This is a genomic window from Agromyces sp. NPDC055661, assembly GCF_053618135.1.
In genome coordinates, this window is sequence record NZ_JBSHHC010000001.1 from 2,824,408 (window position 1) to 2,840,504 (window position 16,097).

Annotated in this window: 16 protein-coding genes, 1 tRNA gene and 1 pseudogene; 9 read left to right on the top strand and 9 right to left on the bottom strand. The window is 72.1% G+C overall.

From position 1 onward, the window contains the following. Positions 1-7 precede the first annotated feature (7 nt). Positions 8-682, bottom strand: coding sequence for a helix-turn-helix domain-containing protein (locus tag ACWGO8_RS13075; protein WP_452043431.1), 675 nt, complete (start codon positions 680-682; stop codon positions 8-10). Positions 683-801: 119 nt separating this feature from the next. Here ACWGO8_RS13075 and ACWGO8_RS13080 point away from each other — a divergent pair, with 119 nt between their 5' ends. Both ACWGO8_RS13080 and ACWGO8_RS13085 read left to right on the top strand, forming a co-directional pair. Next, entirely contained in the window at positions 802-2,184 is a 1,383-nt protein-coding gene (locus ACWGO8_RS13080) for a M24 family metallopeptidase (RefSeq protein ID WP_452043432.1), read from the top strand. Positions 2,185-2,235: 51 nt separating this feature from the next. Further along, positions 2,236-2,946 carry an SDR family NAD(P)-dependent oxidoreductase gene (locus ACWGO8_RS13085; protein ID WP_452043433.1) on the top strand — a complete coding sequence of 237 codons (711 nt, stop codon included), beginning with the start codon at positions 2,236-2,238 and terminating at the stop codon, positions 2,944-2,946. On the opposite strand, the gene ACWGO8_RS13090 is transcribed toward ACWGO8_RS13085, so the two are convergent. From ACWGO8_RS13090 to ACWGO8_RS13105, 4 genes and pseudogenes are all read right to left on the bottom strand, one after another. After that, a complete protein-coding gene (locus ACWGO8_RS13090; protein WP_452043564.1) occupies positions 2,943-3,374 on the bottom strand; it encodes an NAD-binding protein in 432 nt (143 codons plus the stop codon). The genes ACWGO8_RS13085 and ACWGO8_RS13090 overlap by 4 nt on opposite strands. Beyond that, positions 3,363-3,845, bottom strand: a pseudogene (locus ACWGO8_RS13095) (NAD(P)-dependent oxidoreductase); the annotation flags it as partial. The pseudogene ACWGO8_RS13095 and the gene ACWGO8_RS13090, both read right to left, overlap by 12 nt. Positions 3,846-3,860: 15 nt before the next feature. Then, a complete protein-coding gene (locus ACWGO8_RS13100) occupies positions 3,861-4,574 on the bottom strand; it encodes a GntR family transcriptional regulator (protein ID WP_452043434.1) in 714 nt (237 codons plus the stop codon). Between the two features lie 5 nt (positions 4,575-4,579). After that, positions 4,580-5,104, bottom strand: a complete 525-nt coding sequence (locus ACWGO8_RS13105) for a VOC family protein (protein ID WP_452043435.1) — start codon at positions 5,102-5,104, stop codon at positions 4,580-4,582. A 208-nt stretch (positions 5,105-5,312) separates the two neighbouring features. Here ACWGO8_RS13105 and ACWGO8_RS13110 point away from each other — a divergent pair, with 208 nt between their 5' ends. After that, complete coding sequence (locus ACWGO8_RS13110; protein ID WP_452043436.1) at positions 5,313-7,517, top strand: alpha-ketoacid dehydrogenase subunit alpha/beta; 2,205 nt, start codon at positions 5,313-5,315, stop codon at positions 7,515-7,517. Continuing rightward, complete coding sequence (locus tag ACWGO8_RS13115) at positions 7,517-8,917, top strand: dihydrolipoamide acetyltransferase family protein (RefSeq protein WP_452043437.1); 1,401 nt, start codon at positions 7,517-7,519, stop codon at positions 8,915-8,917. The genes ACWGO8_RS13110 and ACWGO8_RS13115 overlap by 1 nt, the downstream gene beginning before the upstream one ends. Positions 8,918-8,974: 57 nt before the next feature. On the opposite strand, the gene ACWGO8_RS13120 is transcribed toward ACWGO8_RS13115, so the two are convergent. Next, positions 8,975-10,291: a DUF4032 domain-containing protein gene (locus ACWGO8_RS13120; protein ID WP_452043438.1), complete on the bottom strand. Its 1,317-nt coding sequence runs from the start codon at positions 10,289-10,291 to the stop codon at positions 8,975-8,977. Positions 10,292-10,419: 128 nt separating this feature from the next. Further along, on the bottom strand, positions 10,420-11,520 hold the full coding sequence (locus tag ACWGO8_RS13125; RefSeq protein WP_452043439.1) for an ABC transporter ATP-binding protein: 1,101 nt from the start codon (positions 11,518-11,520) through the stop codon (positions 10,420-10,422). 298 nt (positions 11,521-11,818) lie between these two features. Between ACWGO8_RS13125 and ACWGO8_RS13130 the strand changes: the two genes are divergently transcribed. From ACWGO8_RS13130 to ACWGO8_RS13140, 3 genes are all read left to right on the top strand, one after another. Continuing rightward, positions 11,819-12,763 carry a DsbA family protein gene (locus ACWGO8_RS13130; RefSeq protein WP_452043440.1) on the top strand — a complete coding sequence of 315 codons (945 nt, stop codon included), beginning with the start codon at positions 11,819-11,821 and terminating at the stop codon, positions 12,761-12,763. A 93-nt stretch (positions 12,764-12,856) separates the two neighbouring features. Beyond that, positions 12,857-12,929 (top strand) — tRNA-Thr (locus tag ACWGO8_RS13135). A 1-nt stretch (position 12,930) separates the two neighbouring features. After that, entirely contained in the window at positions 12,931-14,061 is a 1,131-nt protein-coding gene (locus ACWGO8_RS13140) for a DMT family transporter (protein ID WP_452043441.1), read from the top strand. On the opposite strand, the gene ACWGO8_RS13145 is transcribed toward ACWGO8_RS13140, so the two are convergent. After that, entirely contained in the window at positions 14,058-14,612 is a 555-nt protein-coding gene (locus ACWGO8_RS13145; protein WP_452043442.1) for a nitroreductase family protein, read from the bottom strand. The genes ACWGO8_RS13140 and ACWGO8_RS13145 overlap by 4 nt on opposite strands. A gap of 2 nt (positions 14,613-14,614) precedes the next feature. Continuing rightward, positions 14,615-15,016, bottom strand: coding sequence for a peptide-methionine (R)-S-oxide reductase MsrB (gene msrB / locus ACWGO8_RS13150; RefSeq protein WP_452043443.1), 402 nt, complete (start codon positions 15,014-15,016; stop codon positions 14,615-14,617). Between the two features lie 199 nt (positions 15,017-15,215). Between msrB and ACWGO8_RS13155 the strand changes: the two genes are divergently transcribed. Next, positions 15,216-15,515, top strand: a complete 300-nt coding sequence (locus ACWGO8_RS13155) for a DUF3263 domain-containing protein (protein ID WP_452043444.1) — start codon at positions 15,216-15,218, stop codon at positions 15,513-15,515. 33 nt (positions 15,516-15,548) lie between these two features. After that, the gene (locus tag ACWGO8_RS13160; protein WP_452043445.1) at positions 15,549-16,094 is read left to right on the top strand and encodes a LytR C-terminal domain-containing protein; all 546 of its coding nucleotides are present in this window, start codon (positions 15,549-15,551) and stop codon (positions 16,092-16,094) included. The last annotated feature ends 3 nt before the right edge of the window (positions 16,095-16,097 follow it).

Sequence of the window (16,097 nt, forward strand, 5' to 3'; positions counted from 1 at the left end):
AGGCGGGTCAGCGGGACAGGCCGTCCATCGCCCGCAGCACGTCGACCGCGGAGTTCAGCGGCGCAGCGGCGTCGAACTCGGGCGCGTCGGGCGCGTCGGGGAGGGTGCGGTTCTGCTCCCTGCGGCCCACGATGAACCAGATGCCCCGGGCGGGCGCCGCACCGCGGTTCGAGTAGAGGTGCGGTCGCACCGAGTCGAAGTGCAGCGAGTCGCCGGGCCCGAGCACGAACGTGTCGAAGTCGAGCTGCATGGTGAGCTCGCCCTCGAGGATGTACGCGTACTCGACGCCGGAGTGGCGCATGAGTCGACCCTCGACGGAGCTCGACGCGCCCGGCTCGTAGGTCACCAGCAGGGCGTCGGCGCTGCCGTCGCCCACCGCGAGGCGCTCCCAGCGCACGCCGTTCTCCATCTCGAGCACCGGGTTCTCGACCGCGCGCTGCACGGGGCTCGGCTGCGCGGCGTCGCGCGGGGCGGCCGGTCCGACGCCGAGCAGCTCGTCGAGCGAGACGCCGAGCTGGCTCACGATCGCGTAGAGCGTCGAGACCGAGGGCTGCGTCTTGCCCGTCTCGACCTGGGAGATGAGGCTCGGCGAGACGCCGAGCGACTTCGCGAGCCCGCGCAGGCTCAGGCCCTGGCGGAGGCGAGCGGCGCGCAGGCGCTCGCCGATGTCCTCCGCGGCCATGCCGACTCCGTTCCCTCGCACCCCTCGTGGTGGCGAGGATACACCGCAAATCGTTCAGCGAAGCTGCACAACGTTCGGCATCGACACACGGATGCCGCCACCACGAGAGGAGGGCGACCGTGAAGGACACCGGCACGACGGGGATGAACGCCGTCGACTGGGAGGCTCGCGTCGACATGGATCGGTTGCGCTGGGATCGGCTCGGCCGGCTGAAGGCCGAGCTCGAGCGCTCCGACGTGGGTGCACTGCTCGCGTTCGACTTCTCGAACATCCGCTACATGACCTCGACCCACATCGGCACGTGGGCGATGGACAAGCTGATCCGGTTCAGCCTGCTCACGCGCCAGTCCGACCCGATCTCGTGGGACTTCGGGTCGGCGGCCCGCCACCACGCGCTGTACAACCCGTGGCTCGACGTGACGACCGCCGAGCTCGACGCCGACCCGAACGCCCCGCACGAGGGTGCACGGCGGCCGCGGCTCGAGCGCGGTGCGCGTGCGGGCATCTCGACGCTGCGCGGCGCGTTCACGCCCGACGCCGGCATCGCCGAGGAGCTGGCGCGCAAGATCAAGCGCGAGCTCGAGAAGTTCGGCGTCGCCGACCAGCCGCTCGGCGTCGACGTCATCGAACTGCCGGTGCTGTTCGCGCTGCAGCAGCAGGGCATCGAGGTCGTCGACGGACAGCAGGTCTTCATGGAGGCCCGGCGCATCAAGACCTCCGATGAGATCCGGCTGCTCACGCAGGCGTGCTCGATGGTGGATGCCGCGTACGAGGACCTCTATCGCTTCCTCCGGCCGGGCGTGCGCGAGAACGAGGCCGTCGGGCTCGTCGCCAAGACGCTGTACGACCTCGGCTCGGAGTACGTCGAGGGCGTGAACGCCATCTCGGGCGAGCGGTGCTCGCCGCATCCGCACGTGTTCTCCGACCGGCTGATCCGCCCCGGCGACCCGGCCTTCTTCGACATCCTGCACAGCTACAACGGCTACCGCACCTGCTACTACCGCACGTTCGCGGTCGGCTCTGCGAGCTCGGCGCAGCGCGACGCCTACACGCGGGCACGCGAGTACATGGACCGCGCGATCGCGCTCGTGCGGCCGGGAGCGACAACCGCCGACATCGTCGAGGTGTGGCCCGAGGCGCAGGAGTTCGGCTTCGCCGACGAGGAGGCCGCGTTCGCGCTCCAGTACGGCCACGGCGTCGGGCTCTCGATCTGGGAGAAGCCGATCTTCTCGCGGCTCGTCTCGCTCGAGCATCCCGAGGTGCTCGAGGAGGGCATGGTCTTCGCGCTCGAGACCTACTGGCCGGCATCCGACGGCTGGGGCGCGGCCCGCATCGAGGAGGAGGTCGTCGTGACCGCCGACGGATGCGAGGTCATCACGAAGTTCCCGGCCGAGGAGCTGCTCGTGGCTGGCCGCCGGTACTACACGGTCGACGGGCCGCTCGACCTGCGGCGCGACAGCCAGTCGCACCTGAACACCACGTGGGGACGCGGCGAGGCGTGAGCACGCCCGCACGCGGCATCCGATGACTTCGAGGCACGGAGGACGGACGAGATGACGGAACGAACGATCGTCGTGATCGGCGGCACGTCGGGGATCGGCCTGGAGCTGGCGCGCAGCCTCGTCGCGCGCGGCGACCGGGTCGTGCTGACGGGGCGTCACCAGGCGAAGGCCGACGCCATCGCCGCCGACGTCGGGCCAGGCGCGTCGGCCGTCGCGGTCGACATCTCCGAGCCCGCGACGATCGCCGGCGCGCTCGCCGCGATCGAGGGACCGGTGCACGGGCTCGTGCTCGCGGCGATCGAGCGCGACGCGAACACGATCCGCGACTACGACCTGGCGCGAGCCCAGCGCCTCATCACGCTGAAGCTGGTCGGCTACACCGAGACGGTGCACACGCTGCTCGACCGGCTGGAGCCGTCGGGCGGCACGGGCATCGTACTCTTCGGCGGCCGTGCGAAGGACATGCCATACCCCGGCTCGACGACGGTCTCGACGATCAACGGCGGCGTCGAGGGCCTCGTGAACACGCTCGCGCACGAGCTCGCGCCGATCCGCGTGAACGCGCTGCACCCGGGCATCATCGGCGACAGCCCGTTCTGGTCGGCGAAGCCCGAGGGCGTGCTCGACCAGTATCGGAGCCGCACGCCGGGCGGCGAACTCGCGACGATGGCCGACGTGGTGGGCGCCGTGCAGTTCCTGCTCGACAACCGCGGGGTGTCGGGCACGAGCGTATACGTCGACCGGGGGTGGCGCCTCACCTAGTCGCGCCGGAGGCGCCGCCGCGTGATCTCGGCGATGGCCGACCAGTCGGCGTCGTGCAGCTCGGGATCGGCGAGCGCCTCCTCGAACACGCCGCGGAGCGCCTCCGCCGTCGGCAGCTCGACGCCGGCCGCCGCGGCGATGTCCTCGGCGAGCCCGAGGTCCTTGAGGCCGAGCGAGATGTCGAAGCCCGCGGGGTGGTACCTGCGGTTGGCGATGAGGTCGCCGTAGGAGGTGTAGACGATCCCCGCGAACAGCGTGCTCCGCAGCAGCTCGACGAACTCGTTCGCATCGACGCCCTCGGACTCGACGAGCGTGAGCGACTCGCCGATGGCCTGCATCGCGTGGATGATGTCGTAGTTCACCGCCGCCTTCACGACGTTCGCCGTGCGCGGGTTCGGGCCGAGCACCCAGACGCGCTTGCCTATCACGTCGAGGAAGGGTCGCGCCCGCTCGATGTCGTCGGGGTCGCCCGCGACGAGCAGGTTCAGTGCGCCCTCGGCGGCGACGGTCGGCCGCCCGAGCACGGGGGAGGCGAGGTAGTGGACGCCCGCGCCGGCAGCCACGGCGGAGATGCGGTCGGCGGCGTCGGGACTGATCGATGCGGTCACGACGTGCAGCCGGCCGGGCTCGCCGGCGAACGCCTCGGCGGTGAGCACCGACTCGGCCGCCTGGTCGTTCGCGAGCATCGAGAACGACACCGGTCGCTGCAACGCCTCGGCGGCGCTGTCCGTGGCGGTCGCACCCGCGGCGACATGCGGCTCCGTCGCCTCGGGCGATCGGTTCCAGACGAGGACGTCGTGACCCGCCGCCACGAGCCGGGACACCATCGCGCTGCCCATGTTCCCGAGGCCCAGGAACCCCACTTCCGCCATCGCATGCTCCTCACGCGGTCGGCTCGGCCGTTCAGCCCAGCTTCACTGTAGCGACGCCGTCCCGGCGCCGTCGAAGACCTCCGGATGCTTCGCTAACGCGAGCCGTGTGCGCCGGATGTGCCCGAGCAGCACGCGTTCGGCATCGTCGGCGTCGCCGGTCTCGATGGCGTGCACGAGCAGGTGGTGCTCGTGGTGCACCGCCCGGGCCGCGTGCCGGAGGAACAGCCGGGAGTAGACCCGGCGATACGCCTGCGTGCGATTCCACAGCTGCGCGACGGTGTCCCCGAGCATGAGCGTCTCCGCGCCCCGGTACGTGAGGTCGTGGAACTCGCGGTCGAGGCGCACGAACTCGTCGGCGTCGGCCGCGGCCTCCATGGCGTCCGCGAGTCGCGCGAGCTCCGCGGCATCCGCCTCGTCGAGGCCGGGGATGCTCATGCGGATGAGCAGCGGCTCGATGCGTTCGCGCACGCGGTAGAGCTCGTCGCACTCGGCGAGACTCAGTCGCGACACCCACGCGCCGGTGTTCGCGACGACCGTGACGAGCCCCTCGCCCTCGAGCGCCCGGATGGCCTCGCGCACGGGCACACGGCTCGCGCCGTACTCCTCGGCGAGCTGCTCCTGGCGGATGCGGGTGCCGGGGGCGAGCACGCCGTCGAGGATGTCGCGGCGCAGCGCGTCCGCGATCCGGCGGCCGGCGGCGCCGTGCGCCGCGGTCTCGGGGTCCGCTGCGATGGGGGTCGCCGTCGCGTGGGGCATCGTGCTCACGCCTCGGGGTGGGCCGGATGCCACAGGAGCACCGGGGCATCCGCCTCGTAGGCCTTGCCCTTCGGGAAGCTGACGAGCTCGAACTGCATGCTCCACGGCGCGCGGAAGTACACCCAGCGCTGCCCCTCGCTGGCGTTGCGGCTCGCGACGGGCTCGCCCATGACCTCGACCCCGCGTGACCGGAGGTACTCGACCGCCGCGTCGAGGTCGTCGACGTAGATCGCGAGGTGATGCCCGCCGAGGTCGCTGTTGCGCGGCACCGGCTTCTGCCCGTCGGCGGCCTCGTACTGGAACACCTCGAGGTTGGTGCCGTGGCCGAGGCGGTAGAAGCGCAGCTCGCGCATGACCGTGCGGGGATGCACGCCGAGCTGCTCCTGCATCCAGTCGTCGTCGCGCTGGAACGGTCCGAGCGTGTAGACGTACTGCGCGCCGAGCACGTCGACGAGGAACTCGTGCGCCTCCTCGAGATCGGGCACCGTGATGCCGAGGTGGTCGGCGCCGCGCAGTCCGGGCAGTGGCATGGTCGCGTCCTCGCGTTCCGCTCTCCCGCGCGTCCGGTCGAGCCGAGCCCGCGGGTCGTATTGGATCCAGTATCACGCGATGCGCGCCGGATTGCGAGCAGATGTCGCTGAATCCATTGAGATTGGATGCAACGCGCCATATGCTGGCGGCACGTGACGCCCGCGTCGATGCGGCGCCGCGCGCCCCGTCGACGGAGAGGAGGGCGTGATGCCCACCCGCGAGCCCCTCGCACCCGGCGCCCCGTGGATCGAGCTGCGCTCGACCGAGGAGGACTGGCGCGCCGCCGATCCCGCGCTGCTCACGGGCATGCTCGCCGAGCTGCACCTCATCCGCGCGTTCGAGGAGGCGGTGCTCGACCTCGCCGGAGCCGGCCTCGTGCACGGTCCGGCGCACTCGAGCATCGGACAGGAGGGCGGCGCGGTCGGCTCCATCATCGGGCTGCGGTCGACGGACGCCGTGAACGGCTCGCATCGCGGGCACCACCAGTTCCTCGCGAAGGCGCTCACGCACGTCACGGGCGGTCGCTTCGCGCTCGACGCGGTCGTGACGCCCGACGTGGCCGAGGTGCTCCGGCGCACGCTCGCCGAGATCCTCGGACTCGCGCAGGGGTACTGCCGCGGACGCGGCGGCTCGATGCACCTGCAGTGGCTCGAGGCCGGGGCGCTCGGGACGAACGCGATCGTCGGCGGCGGCGTTCCCGGAGCGGCGGGCAGCGCCTGGGCGCAGCGTCACGCCGGCACGAGCGACGCGACCTTCACCTACTTCGGCGACGGCGCGGTGAACATCGGCTCGGTGCTCGAGACGATGAACCTCGCTTCGGCATGGGACCTGCCGCTCGCGTTCTTCATCGAGAACAACCTCTACGCCGTCGCGACGCGCATCGACGAGGTCACCCGTGAAGGGCGCCTCTCGGCGCGCGGACTCGGGTTCGCGACGCCGGCCTGGCGCGTCGACGGCATGGATCCCCTCGCCGTGCACCTCGCCACCGCCGAGGCACTCGAACTCCTCCGCACGGGCGGCGGCCCGGTCGTGATCGAGGCGGAGGTGTACCGCTACTTCCACCAGAACGGGCCCTTCCCCGGCAGCGCGTTCGGCTACCGCACGAAGGACGAGGAGCAGTCGTGGCGCGACCGCGACCCGATCGCGCGGATGGAACGAGAGCTGCGCGCGCTCGGGCACGTCGACGAGGCCGAGGCGGCCTCCGTGCGCGAGCAGGCCGTGCAGGCGATGCGCGAGACCGTCGCCCAGCTCGTCGAGGACGACCCCGAGACGGAGGGGCAACGCCGCATCGTCCCGGCGCTGTGGCCCGATCCGTCGTTCGTCGACGTGGGCATCCGCGGTGACGCGAGCGAGCTCGCCGACGCGCGCGTGGCCGACCCGGCGGCATCCGTCAGCCCCGGCAACGACGCCGGCGCGGAGGAGGAGACCCGGTTCGTCGACGCCATCGCGGCCGTGCTCGACCGCCGCATGTCGCAGGACGAGCGCATCGTCGTGCTCGGCGAGGACATCCACCGGCTCGCGGGCGGCACGAACGGCGCGACGAAGGGCCTCGCCGCGACGTACCCGGGTCGCGTGCTCGGCACCCCCATCAGCGAGAACGCGTTCGCCGGGCTCGCAGGCGGCCTCGCGCTCGACGGGCGGTTCCGCCCCATCGTCGAGTTCATGTACGCGGACTTCACGTGGGTCGCGGCCGACCAGGTGTTCAACCAGATCGGCAAGGCGCGGCACATGTTCGGCGGCGACAACCCGATCCCGCTCGTGCTCCGCACGAAGGTCGCGATGGGATCGGGCTACGGCTCCCAGCACCTCATGGACCCGGCCGGCGTCTTCTCGACGAGCCCGGGCTGGCGCATCGTCGCGCCGTCGACCGCGGCCGACTACATCGGCCTCATGAACGCGGCGCTCGCCCTCGACGACCCCGTGCTCGTCATCGAGCACGTCGACCTCTACGCGCGACGCGACCCCGTGCCGGCCGGCGATCTCGACTACGTGCTGCCGCCGGGTCGCGCGGCGATCCGGCGCGAGGGCACCGAGGTCACGGTCATCAGCTACCTCTCGATGGTCGGCCACTGCCTCGAGGCGATCGAGCAGTCGGGCATCGACGCGGAGCTCGTCGACCTGCGCTGGCTCGACTTCGCCTCCCTCGACTGGGAGACGATCGGCGCGAGCATCCGCAAGACGAACAACGTGCTCATCGTCGAGCAGGGCGCCCGCGGCACGTCGTACGGCGGCCGGCTCGCCGACGAGCTGCAGCGCCGCTTCTTCGACTGGCTCGACCAGCCCATCGAGCGCGTGACGGGCGGCGAGGCGAGCCCGAGCATCTCGAAGGTGCTCGAGCGCGCCGCGATCGCCCGCACTGAGGAGGTCGTGGCCGGTCTCGAGCGCATCCGCGTCGGGCGAGGCGGTGCCTGATGGCCATCGTCGTGCGGATGCCGGCGGTCATGGCCGGGGCGACCGAGGCGTCGCTGCAGTCCTGGCTCGTCGCCACCGGCGATGACGTTGCGCTCGGCCAGCCGGTCGCCGAGATCGAGACCGAGAAGGCCGTGGTCGAGTACGGCGCCGAGGACGCCGGGACCGTCGCAGCGCTGCTCGTGGGCGCGGGGGAGGCGGTCGCGGTGGGGTCGCCGATCCTCGTGCTCGCCGAGCCGGGGGAGTCGGCCGACGACGCGCGGCGCGCGGCCGACGCCGAGTCCGTCGCCACGATGGCGGGGTCAGGGGCGACGGATGCCGCGGCGCCCGCGCCGGCGCCGACGGACCCCGAGTCCGGGGCCCCCGTGCTCGAGGATGCGCCCGCGCCGCCCCCGGCCGAGACGACGGATGCCGCGGCCTCGGCGGCGGAGCCGGACGCGCCCGTCGCCGCCGCCGAGTCGGCGACCACGCCCGAGACGCCCACCGGGCGACGGTTCGTGAGCCCGCTCGTGCGTCGCCTCGCGCGCGAGCACCACCTCGACCTCGCCGACGTCTCGGGCAGCGGACCCGGCGGACGCGTCGTCCGCCGCGACGTCGCCGAGCTCCTGGCGGCCGCGGCCGTGACGGCCGACGCCGGTGCGAGCGCCGGGCCCGAGGCCGAGCCGGCTGCCGTGCCGTCCGCCCCCGCGGCATCCGCACGCCCGATGGAAGCGCGGGCCGAGGCCGGCTTCACCGACGAGTCGCTCACGCCCATGCGCCGGGCGATCGCCCGACGGCTCACCGAGAGCGTCACGACCGTGCCGCATTTCGAGGTGCGGGCCGACTGCCGCGTCGACGCGCTGGTGCGCCTGCGGACCGACCTCCTCGAGCAGACGGGTGAGCGCATCTCGCTCAACGACTTCGTCGTGAAGGCCGTCGCGCTGGCGCTGCGCGAGGTGCCCGAAGCGAACGCCATCTTCCTCGGCGACGCCATCCGCCGCTTCGACGGCGTCGACGTGGCGATCGCCGTCGCCCTCGACGACGGCCTCATCGCCCCCGTGATCCGGGGCGTCGACCAGATGCCGCTCGCCGACCTCGCCCGCGCGACGCGCGACCTCGCCGACCGCGCCCGCTCGGGGCACCTGCGTCCGGCCGAGCTCTCGGGCGGAGCGTTCTCCGTCTCGAACCTCGGCATGTACGGCACGACGGCGTTCACGGCGATCATCGACCCGCCGCGCTCCGGCATCCTGGCAGTGGGGGCCGCGACGCCGCGGCCCGTGGTCGTCGACGGCGAGCTCGTCGCCGCGACCGTCATGACCGTGACGCTCTCGGCCGACCACCGCGTGCTCGACGGCGCGGTCGGCGCGCGCTGGCTCGCAGCCTTCGCCGCGTTGTTGGAGCATCCGCTGCGGCTGCTCGTCTGACGGTGCTGCGCCAAGCCAAGCCGGGCCGGGCCGCAGACCGCCGCCGCCGCGACCGGCTCAGACCTTGAGGCGCCAGTCCTCTTCGTCGTCGGGATCGACGACGGCGATGGCCGAGGTCTCGGGCGCGACCACGTCGAGCGTCGCCGTCGACCCCGTCGGCGGCCCGATGACCGTCGCCTCGTCACGCCGGTGCCGAAGCACGGTGTTGACGTAGGAGGAGACCGCCTCGGCGAGCGGGATGTCGTGCCCCGCCTGCTGCGCCATGAACCAGCGGTGCTCGAGCAGCTGGTGGAACACCTCGGCCGGCTCGAGCTTGCCGCGCAGCTCGACCGGGATCGCGCGCACCACCGGCTCGAAGACGCGCATGAGCCACTCGTGCGCGACCATCTCCTCGTCGAGGTCGCCCTTGCCGTACGCCGCGCGGTAGGAGTCGAGGTCGTTGAGCAGGCGGCGGGCCTGGTTCTCGCCGGCGTCGAGACCGGTGAGCCGCAGGAGGCGCCGCTGGTGGTGCCCGGCGTCGACGACCTTCGGCTGGATCCGCACGGTCGTACCGGTGTCGTCGGTGCGGATCGCGAGCTCCTCGATGTCGAACCCGAGGTCGTTGAGCCGGTTGACGCGTTCGTTGATCCGCCACCGCTCCGCCGTCGAGAACGACTCCGAGCCGGTGAGCTCCTTCCAGAGGCTGCGGTACGCCTCGACGATGCCGTTCGAGATGCGCACCGGGTCGAGCTCATCGGCCACACGCCCGCCCGCCTCGAGGTCGAGCAGCTCGCCGGCGATGTTCACGCGCGCGATCTCGAGGTCGTTCTCGCGCTGGCCGTTCGAGAGGCCGCCCTCGTAGAGCTTGCCGGTCTCGGCGTCGACGAGGTACGCCGCGAAGGCGCCCGCGTCGCGACGGAACAGCGTGTTCGAGAGCGATACGTCGCCCCAGAAGAACCCGACGATGTGCAGGCGCACGAGGAGCACCGCGAGGGCGTCCACGAGGCGCGTCGCGGTGTCGGGGCGCAGCGTCTGCGAGAAGAGCGCACGATAGGGAAGGGAGAAGCGCAGGTGCCGGGTCACGAGCACGGGCTTCAGCTCCTCGCCGTCGGCGTCGGAACGGTTGGTGATGACGGCGACCGGTTCGACGCAGGGGATCTCGATGCGCTGCAGCATCCGCAGCATCTCGTACTCGCCCTTGGCCATCTCGGCCGTGGTCTCCTTGATCGCCACGACGTGTCCGGCCAGATGGGCGAAGCGCACGAGGTGCCGCGAGATGCCCTTGGGCAGTGCGGCGATCGCGTCGTTCGGCCACGATTCCAGGGGCAGGTCCCACGGGAGGTCGAGCAGGGCCGGGTCGGCCATGGCCGACGTGATCGAAAGTGAACCGCTCATCGTCGTTCAGCGTAGCCGCGCTGCACGCATGCCGCAGGCGCACGGATGCCGCAGGCCCGCGTCCGCTCGGAGACGGCGATGCCGGCCGGGGCGAACCCCGGCCGGCATCATCGGCTGTCGCGTGGACCTCAGGCCACGACCGGCTTCTTGCTGAGGCGGAGGCCCGTCTCGGCGTCGAAGATGTGCACGTGGCCCGGCGTGGCCGTGAGGTACACGCGCTCGCCGGCGTTCGGGTGCACGCGACCGTCGACGCGCGCGACGATGTCGGTGCGCTTGCCCTCGACCGTCGAGTGGCCGTAGAGGTAGCCGTCGGCGCCGAGCTCCTCGACGAGGTCGACGTCGACCGCGAGGCCCTCGCCCTCGTGCGGCGACACCATGATGTCTTCGGGACGCACGCCGATCGTGGCGACCGTGCTGCTCGTGTCGGCGAGCGCCTCACGCTCGACCGGCACGTTGGCGGTGCCGAACATGATGCCGCCCTCGACGAGGTCGGCGTGGAACAGGTTCATCGCGGGCGAGCCGATGAAGCCGGCGACGAACACGTTGTTCGGCGACTCGTAGAGGTCGCGCGGGGTGCCGACCTGCTGGAGGATGCCGTCCTTGAGCACCGCGATGCGGTCGCCCATGGTGAGGGCCTCGGTCTGGTCGTGCGTGACGTAGACCGTGGTGACGCCGAGGCGGCGCTGGAGCGACGCGATCTGGGTGCGGGTCTGGACGCGGAGCTTGGCGTCGAGGTTCGACAGCGGCTCGTCCATGAGGAACACCTGGGGCTGGCGCACGATCGCGCGGCCCATGGCGACGCGCTGGCGCTGGCCGCCCGAGAGGGCCTTCGGCTTGCGGCTGAGGTACGGCTCGAGGTCGAGCAGCTTCGCGGCCTCGAGGACCCGAGCGGCGCGCTCCTCCTTGCCGACGCCCGCGATCTTGAGTGCGAAGCCCATGTTCTCGGCGACGGTCATGTGCGGGTACAGCGCGTAGTTCTGGAAGACCATGGCGATGTCGCGGTCCTTCGGCGGCACGTCGGTGACGTTGCGGTCGCCGATGAAGATGTTGCCCTCGTTCACCTCTTCGAGGCCGGCGAGCATGCGGAGCGAGGTGGACTTGCCGCAGCCCGAGGGGCCGACGAGGACGAGGAACTCGCCGTCTGCGATGTCGAGGTCGAGCTTGTCGACCGCGGGGCGGGTGCCACCGGGATAGAGCCGGGTGGCCTTGTCGAACGTGACGGTTGCCATGGTTCTGCTTCTCCTTCACCGGCAGGTACGTGCCGGACGATCCGTAGTGAATGGATGAGTGCGTCGCCATCGACGCCCGCTCAGTATCCCATACGCGTGAGCACGGTCCGAATCGCGGTCCGTGTGCCCGAGCCGCGGGGTCGTGAACGGCCCCTGCGCGACGTGGGGCGTTCTCCCATGTCGGACGCGGCCTGCACGCGGCATCCGCTTGGGTGATTCCCAGACACGCTTCCTACTATCGTGGGTGCGTTCGCATGCATTCGCGCGCGCCCACACAGCGACCGGAGTTGACCATCTGATGACCTACGGCGGATCCAATCAGCCACGCCAGACCCGTAACGAACGCAGGGACGCGGCCCGGGAGAAGGCCCGGATCCTCCGGGAGGAGCAGAAGAAGCGGGAGCGTCGCAACAAGGTCCTCATCCAGGGCGGCATCATCGTCGCGGTCATCGCCATCGCCGCACTCGTCGGCACCCTGATCTTCCAGAATGTGAAGCCCGACGGGCCCGGCCCGGCGAACATGGCGAGCGATGGCATCCTCATGACCGCCGGCGAGGACGGCACCATCGTGGCCGTCGAGACGCCGGCGCTGGCTGCTGGTGAGGCCCCGACCCCCACGACGCCCGACGAAAGCGGCGAGGTCGCCAACATCGTCATGTACGTCGACTACCTGTGCCCGTTCTGCGGCCAGTTCGAGGCGACGAACTCGGATTCGATCCGCACGATGGTCGAATCGGGCGCCGCGACCCTCGAGCTGCACCCCATCGCGATCCTCTCGAACAAGTCGGCGGGCACGCGGTACTCGGACCGCGCCGCGAATGCCGCGGCGTGCGTGGCTGACTCGTCGCCCGACTCGTTCTTCGACTTCAACGCGATCCTCTTCGAGAACCAGCCCGAAGAGGGCTCCGAGGGCCTCACGAACGACGAGCTGAAGTCGCTCGCCGACGAGGTCGGCGTGTCCAGCCTCTCGACGATCGAGAAGTGCATCGACGACGAGCAGTTCAAGGCCTGGGTGCGGGATGCCACGAATCGTTCGCTGACCGAGCCGATCCCGAACACCGACCCCGAGCTGCCCTCGGTCACGGGCACCCCGACGGTGCTCGTGAACGGCCAGCAGTACGGCGGCTCGCTCGAGGACCCGCAGGAGTTCCAGGCCTTCGTCCTCCAGGCGACGAGCGCGACCTTCAACGACTCGGGCGCGACGCCCACGCCGACGCCGACCCCGACGCCGTCGCAGCAGTAGGCGCCGTCGGCTCCGGCCGCTGCACCACCGAAGGCCCGGCCCGTGCCGGGCCTTCGTGCTGTCGATAGGATGTCGGGGAGGCATCGCGCCCTCGCCGGCTTGGCGCAATTGGTAGCGCACCGCTCTTGTAAAGCGGTGGTTGCGGGTTCGAGTCCCGCAGCCGGCTCTTGACCGAGAATCCCAGCACGGATGCCGCGGCCACGGCCGCCCCGTCCGAGCACCAGCACCGCCATGCCCACGTGGAGCGCACCCGCCTCCCGATGTGGCTCGCGATCGTGTTCGCGCTCGCCTGCGGCGCCCTGACCGCGCTGCAGTCGCGCATCAACGGGCAGCTCGCGCACGCGATCGACGACCCCTACACCGCCGCGGCGATCTCGTTCGGCAGCGGGCTCGTGATCCTGCTCGTCGTGCTCGTCGCGTGGCGGCCGGGTCGCCAGGGCTTCGGCCGGGTGGCGCAGGCCCTGCGCGAGCGGCGGCTCGCGTGGTGGATGGTGCTCGGCGGCCTCGCCGGCGCGTGGTTCGTGATCACGCAGGGGCTCTCGGCGGGCGTCGTCGGCGTCGCGCTCTTCACGGTGGCGATCGTGGCGGGCCAGACGCTCGGCGGCATCGTGTTCGACCTCGTCGGACTCGGTCCGGGCGGGCGTCGCCCACTCACGCCGAACCGCGTGATCGGCGCGGTGCTCGCGCTCGCCGCGATCGGCTGGACGGTGTCGGCGCAGCTCGCACACGACGTACCCATCCTGCTCATGCTCCTGCCGTTCGTCGCCGGCATCGGCGCGGCCTGGCAGCAGGCCGTCAACGGCCGGGTGCGCAGCGCCGCCGAGAGCGCGCTGACCGCCACCGTGTTCAACTTCGGCGTGGGCACCTCGGCGCTCGTCGTGGTCATGCTCGTGCACGCGGCATCCGCCGGCTGGCCCGAGGCGATGCCGACCGACTGGTGGCTGTACGCGGGCGGGGCGATCGGCTGCGTCTTCATCGCCGGCCAGGCCGTGCTCGTGCGCATCGTCGGCGTGCTGGTGCTCGCCCTGTGCGGCGTCGCCGGCCAGCTCGCGGCGGCCCTGTCGCTCGACCTGCTCGTGCCGACGGCCGGCCGGCCCGTCGACGTCGCGACCATCGGCGGCACGGTGCTCGCGCTCGTCGCGGTCGTCATCGCGAGCCTCGGCTGGACGCGTCGCCGGCATGCGATCCCGCCGCCGCCGCGAACGGGCGCGATCCCCGTCGTCGCGCCCGACGGCACCCCGCCGAAGCACGCCGGGTCGGAGCCCGAGTCGGAGCCCGCCGAGGCCGATCGCGCCTAGTCGAGCACCGTGAGCCGGCTCGCCGAGATGCGGTCGGTGCGGCGCTCGCCGCGGCGCCCGTCGGGCAGACCTCCGACGTAGAGCCAGCCGAGCAGGTGCTCGTTCGCGGCGAGGCCGTGCACCTCGGCGACGAGCGGATGCCGCGTGTACGGGCCCGTTCGCCACATGACGCCCCAGCCGGCCTCGTCGAGCAGCAGGCTCAGCAGGTGCGCGACGCCGGCCGCGGACGCCTCCTGCTCCCACACGGGGACCTTCTCGTGATCGGGGACCGTCACCGCGACCACCCCGAGCAGGAGCGGCGCCCGGAGCGGCTTGCCCGCGAGCTTCGCCGCCGCGTCGCCCTCCGCACCCGACGCCGCCGCGAGCGCGGTACCGAGCCGCTCCCGCGCGGCGCCGCGCAGCGCGACGATGCGCCACGGCCGCAGCGACGCGTGGTCGGCCACGCGCGACGCCGCCTCGAGCAGCTCGAGCAGGGCCGCGTCGTCGGGTGCGGCATCCGTCACCTTCGAGGCGGAACGCCTGGCGAGGGCCGCCTCGAGCGCGGAGCCCACGCCTAGGACTCCGGCGTGAAGTCGAGGGCGATCGAGTTCATGCAGTACCGGTCGCCCGTGGGCGTGCCGAAGCCGTCGGGGAATACGTGGCCGAGGTGCGAGCCGCAGTTCGCGCAGCGCACCTCGGTGCGCGTCATGCCGAGGGAGGTGTCCTCGATGAGCTCGACGGCCTCGGGTCGCACTGACTCGTAGAAGCTCGGCCAGCCGCAGCCCGAGTCGAACTTCGTGCCGCTCTTGAACAGCTCGGCGCCGCACGCCGCACAGGCGTAGACGCCGGCGCGCTCCTCGTCGAGGAGCTCGCCCGTCCACGGACGCTCGGTCGCCGCCTGGCGCAGCACCGCGTACTGCTCGCCGGCGAGCTCGGCGCGCCACTCCTCGTCGGTCTTCTCCACGCGATACGCCACGGGGCGCTCCTTCCGATCTGCTGCCGTGATGGCCGGCATCCATGCTCGCAGGTCTTCCTGCAAGCGGGTGCAACGCCCGGCGGATGCGCCGTGTTCCGCGCACGGGCGACGCACACGCCGCGACGCTCGGCCGACACTCGGCGTCCGGTCCCTAGGATGTGCTGCAGGCGGCGACCGCCCGCCGGGGACGGGAGGACGCATGACCGCCGAGCGCGTGCCCGCCCGCGACGACGGCGAGTCCGGCCTCGACGACCGCGCGAGGCGCGTGCTCGCGTTCGAGGGCCGGGCGTGGCAGCAGGCCGGCCTCAAGGCGGAGGCGATCCGCGAGGAGTTCGGGATCTCGGCCGCCCGTTACTATCGGATCCTCGGCGAGCTCATCGATTCGCCTGCAGCGCTCCGGCACGACCCCATGCTGGTCAAGCGCCTGCAGCGGATGCGCGAGGCACGCGCGGCGACGCGCGCGCGTCGCTCGCTCTCGATCGGCCGACCGCTCGACTGAGCACGACCCCCGACCCCCCGACGACTGGACCCCATGGCGCAGAAGTTCCCCCGCGATCGATTCGACTCCATCCCGCACGGCATCGAGCGGGTGGGGGCCCACCGTGCTCCGGCGCGGCGCGGTGCGCGCTGGGTGGCGTTCGGCTGGGCCGCGCTCGCGACCGTCGTGCTCGTCGCCGTGGGGATCGGCTCCGTGATCGTGTTCAACGACCGACTGGACTTCGGCGACACCGGGGTCGCCACGCCCACGCCGACGCCCGTCGCGACGGCGGCGCCGACCGTGGCGCCCGACATCCCCGTCACCGTCCTCAACGGCACCACGACGAGCGGTCTGGCCGCACGGGCCGCGGAGACGCTGACGGCCGCCGGGATCCCGGTCGGCACGACCGCGAACGCGAGCGAGCAGGACCTCGAGGAGACCGTCGTCTACTACGCGACGGCCGACCTCGAAGGTGCGGCGCGAGGCGTCGCCGGCGCGATCCCCGAGGCCGACGTGCGCCTCGACGCGAAGTTCGCCGAGGTGGGCACTCCGCTCGTGCTCGTGGTGGGCTCCGACTACGCAGCCGCCACCGGCGGTTGATCG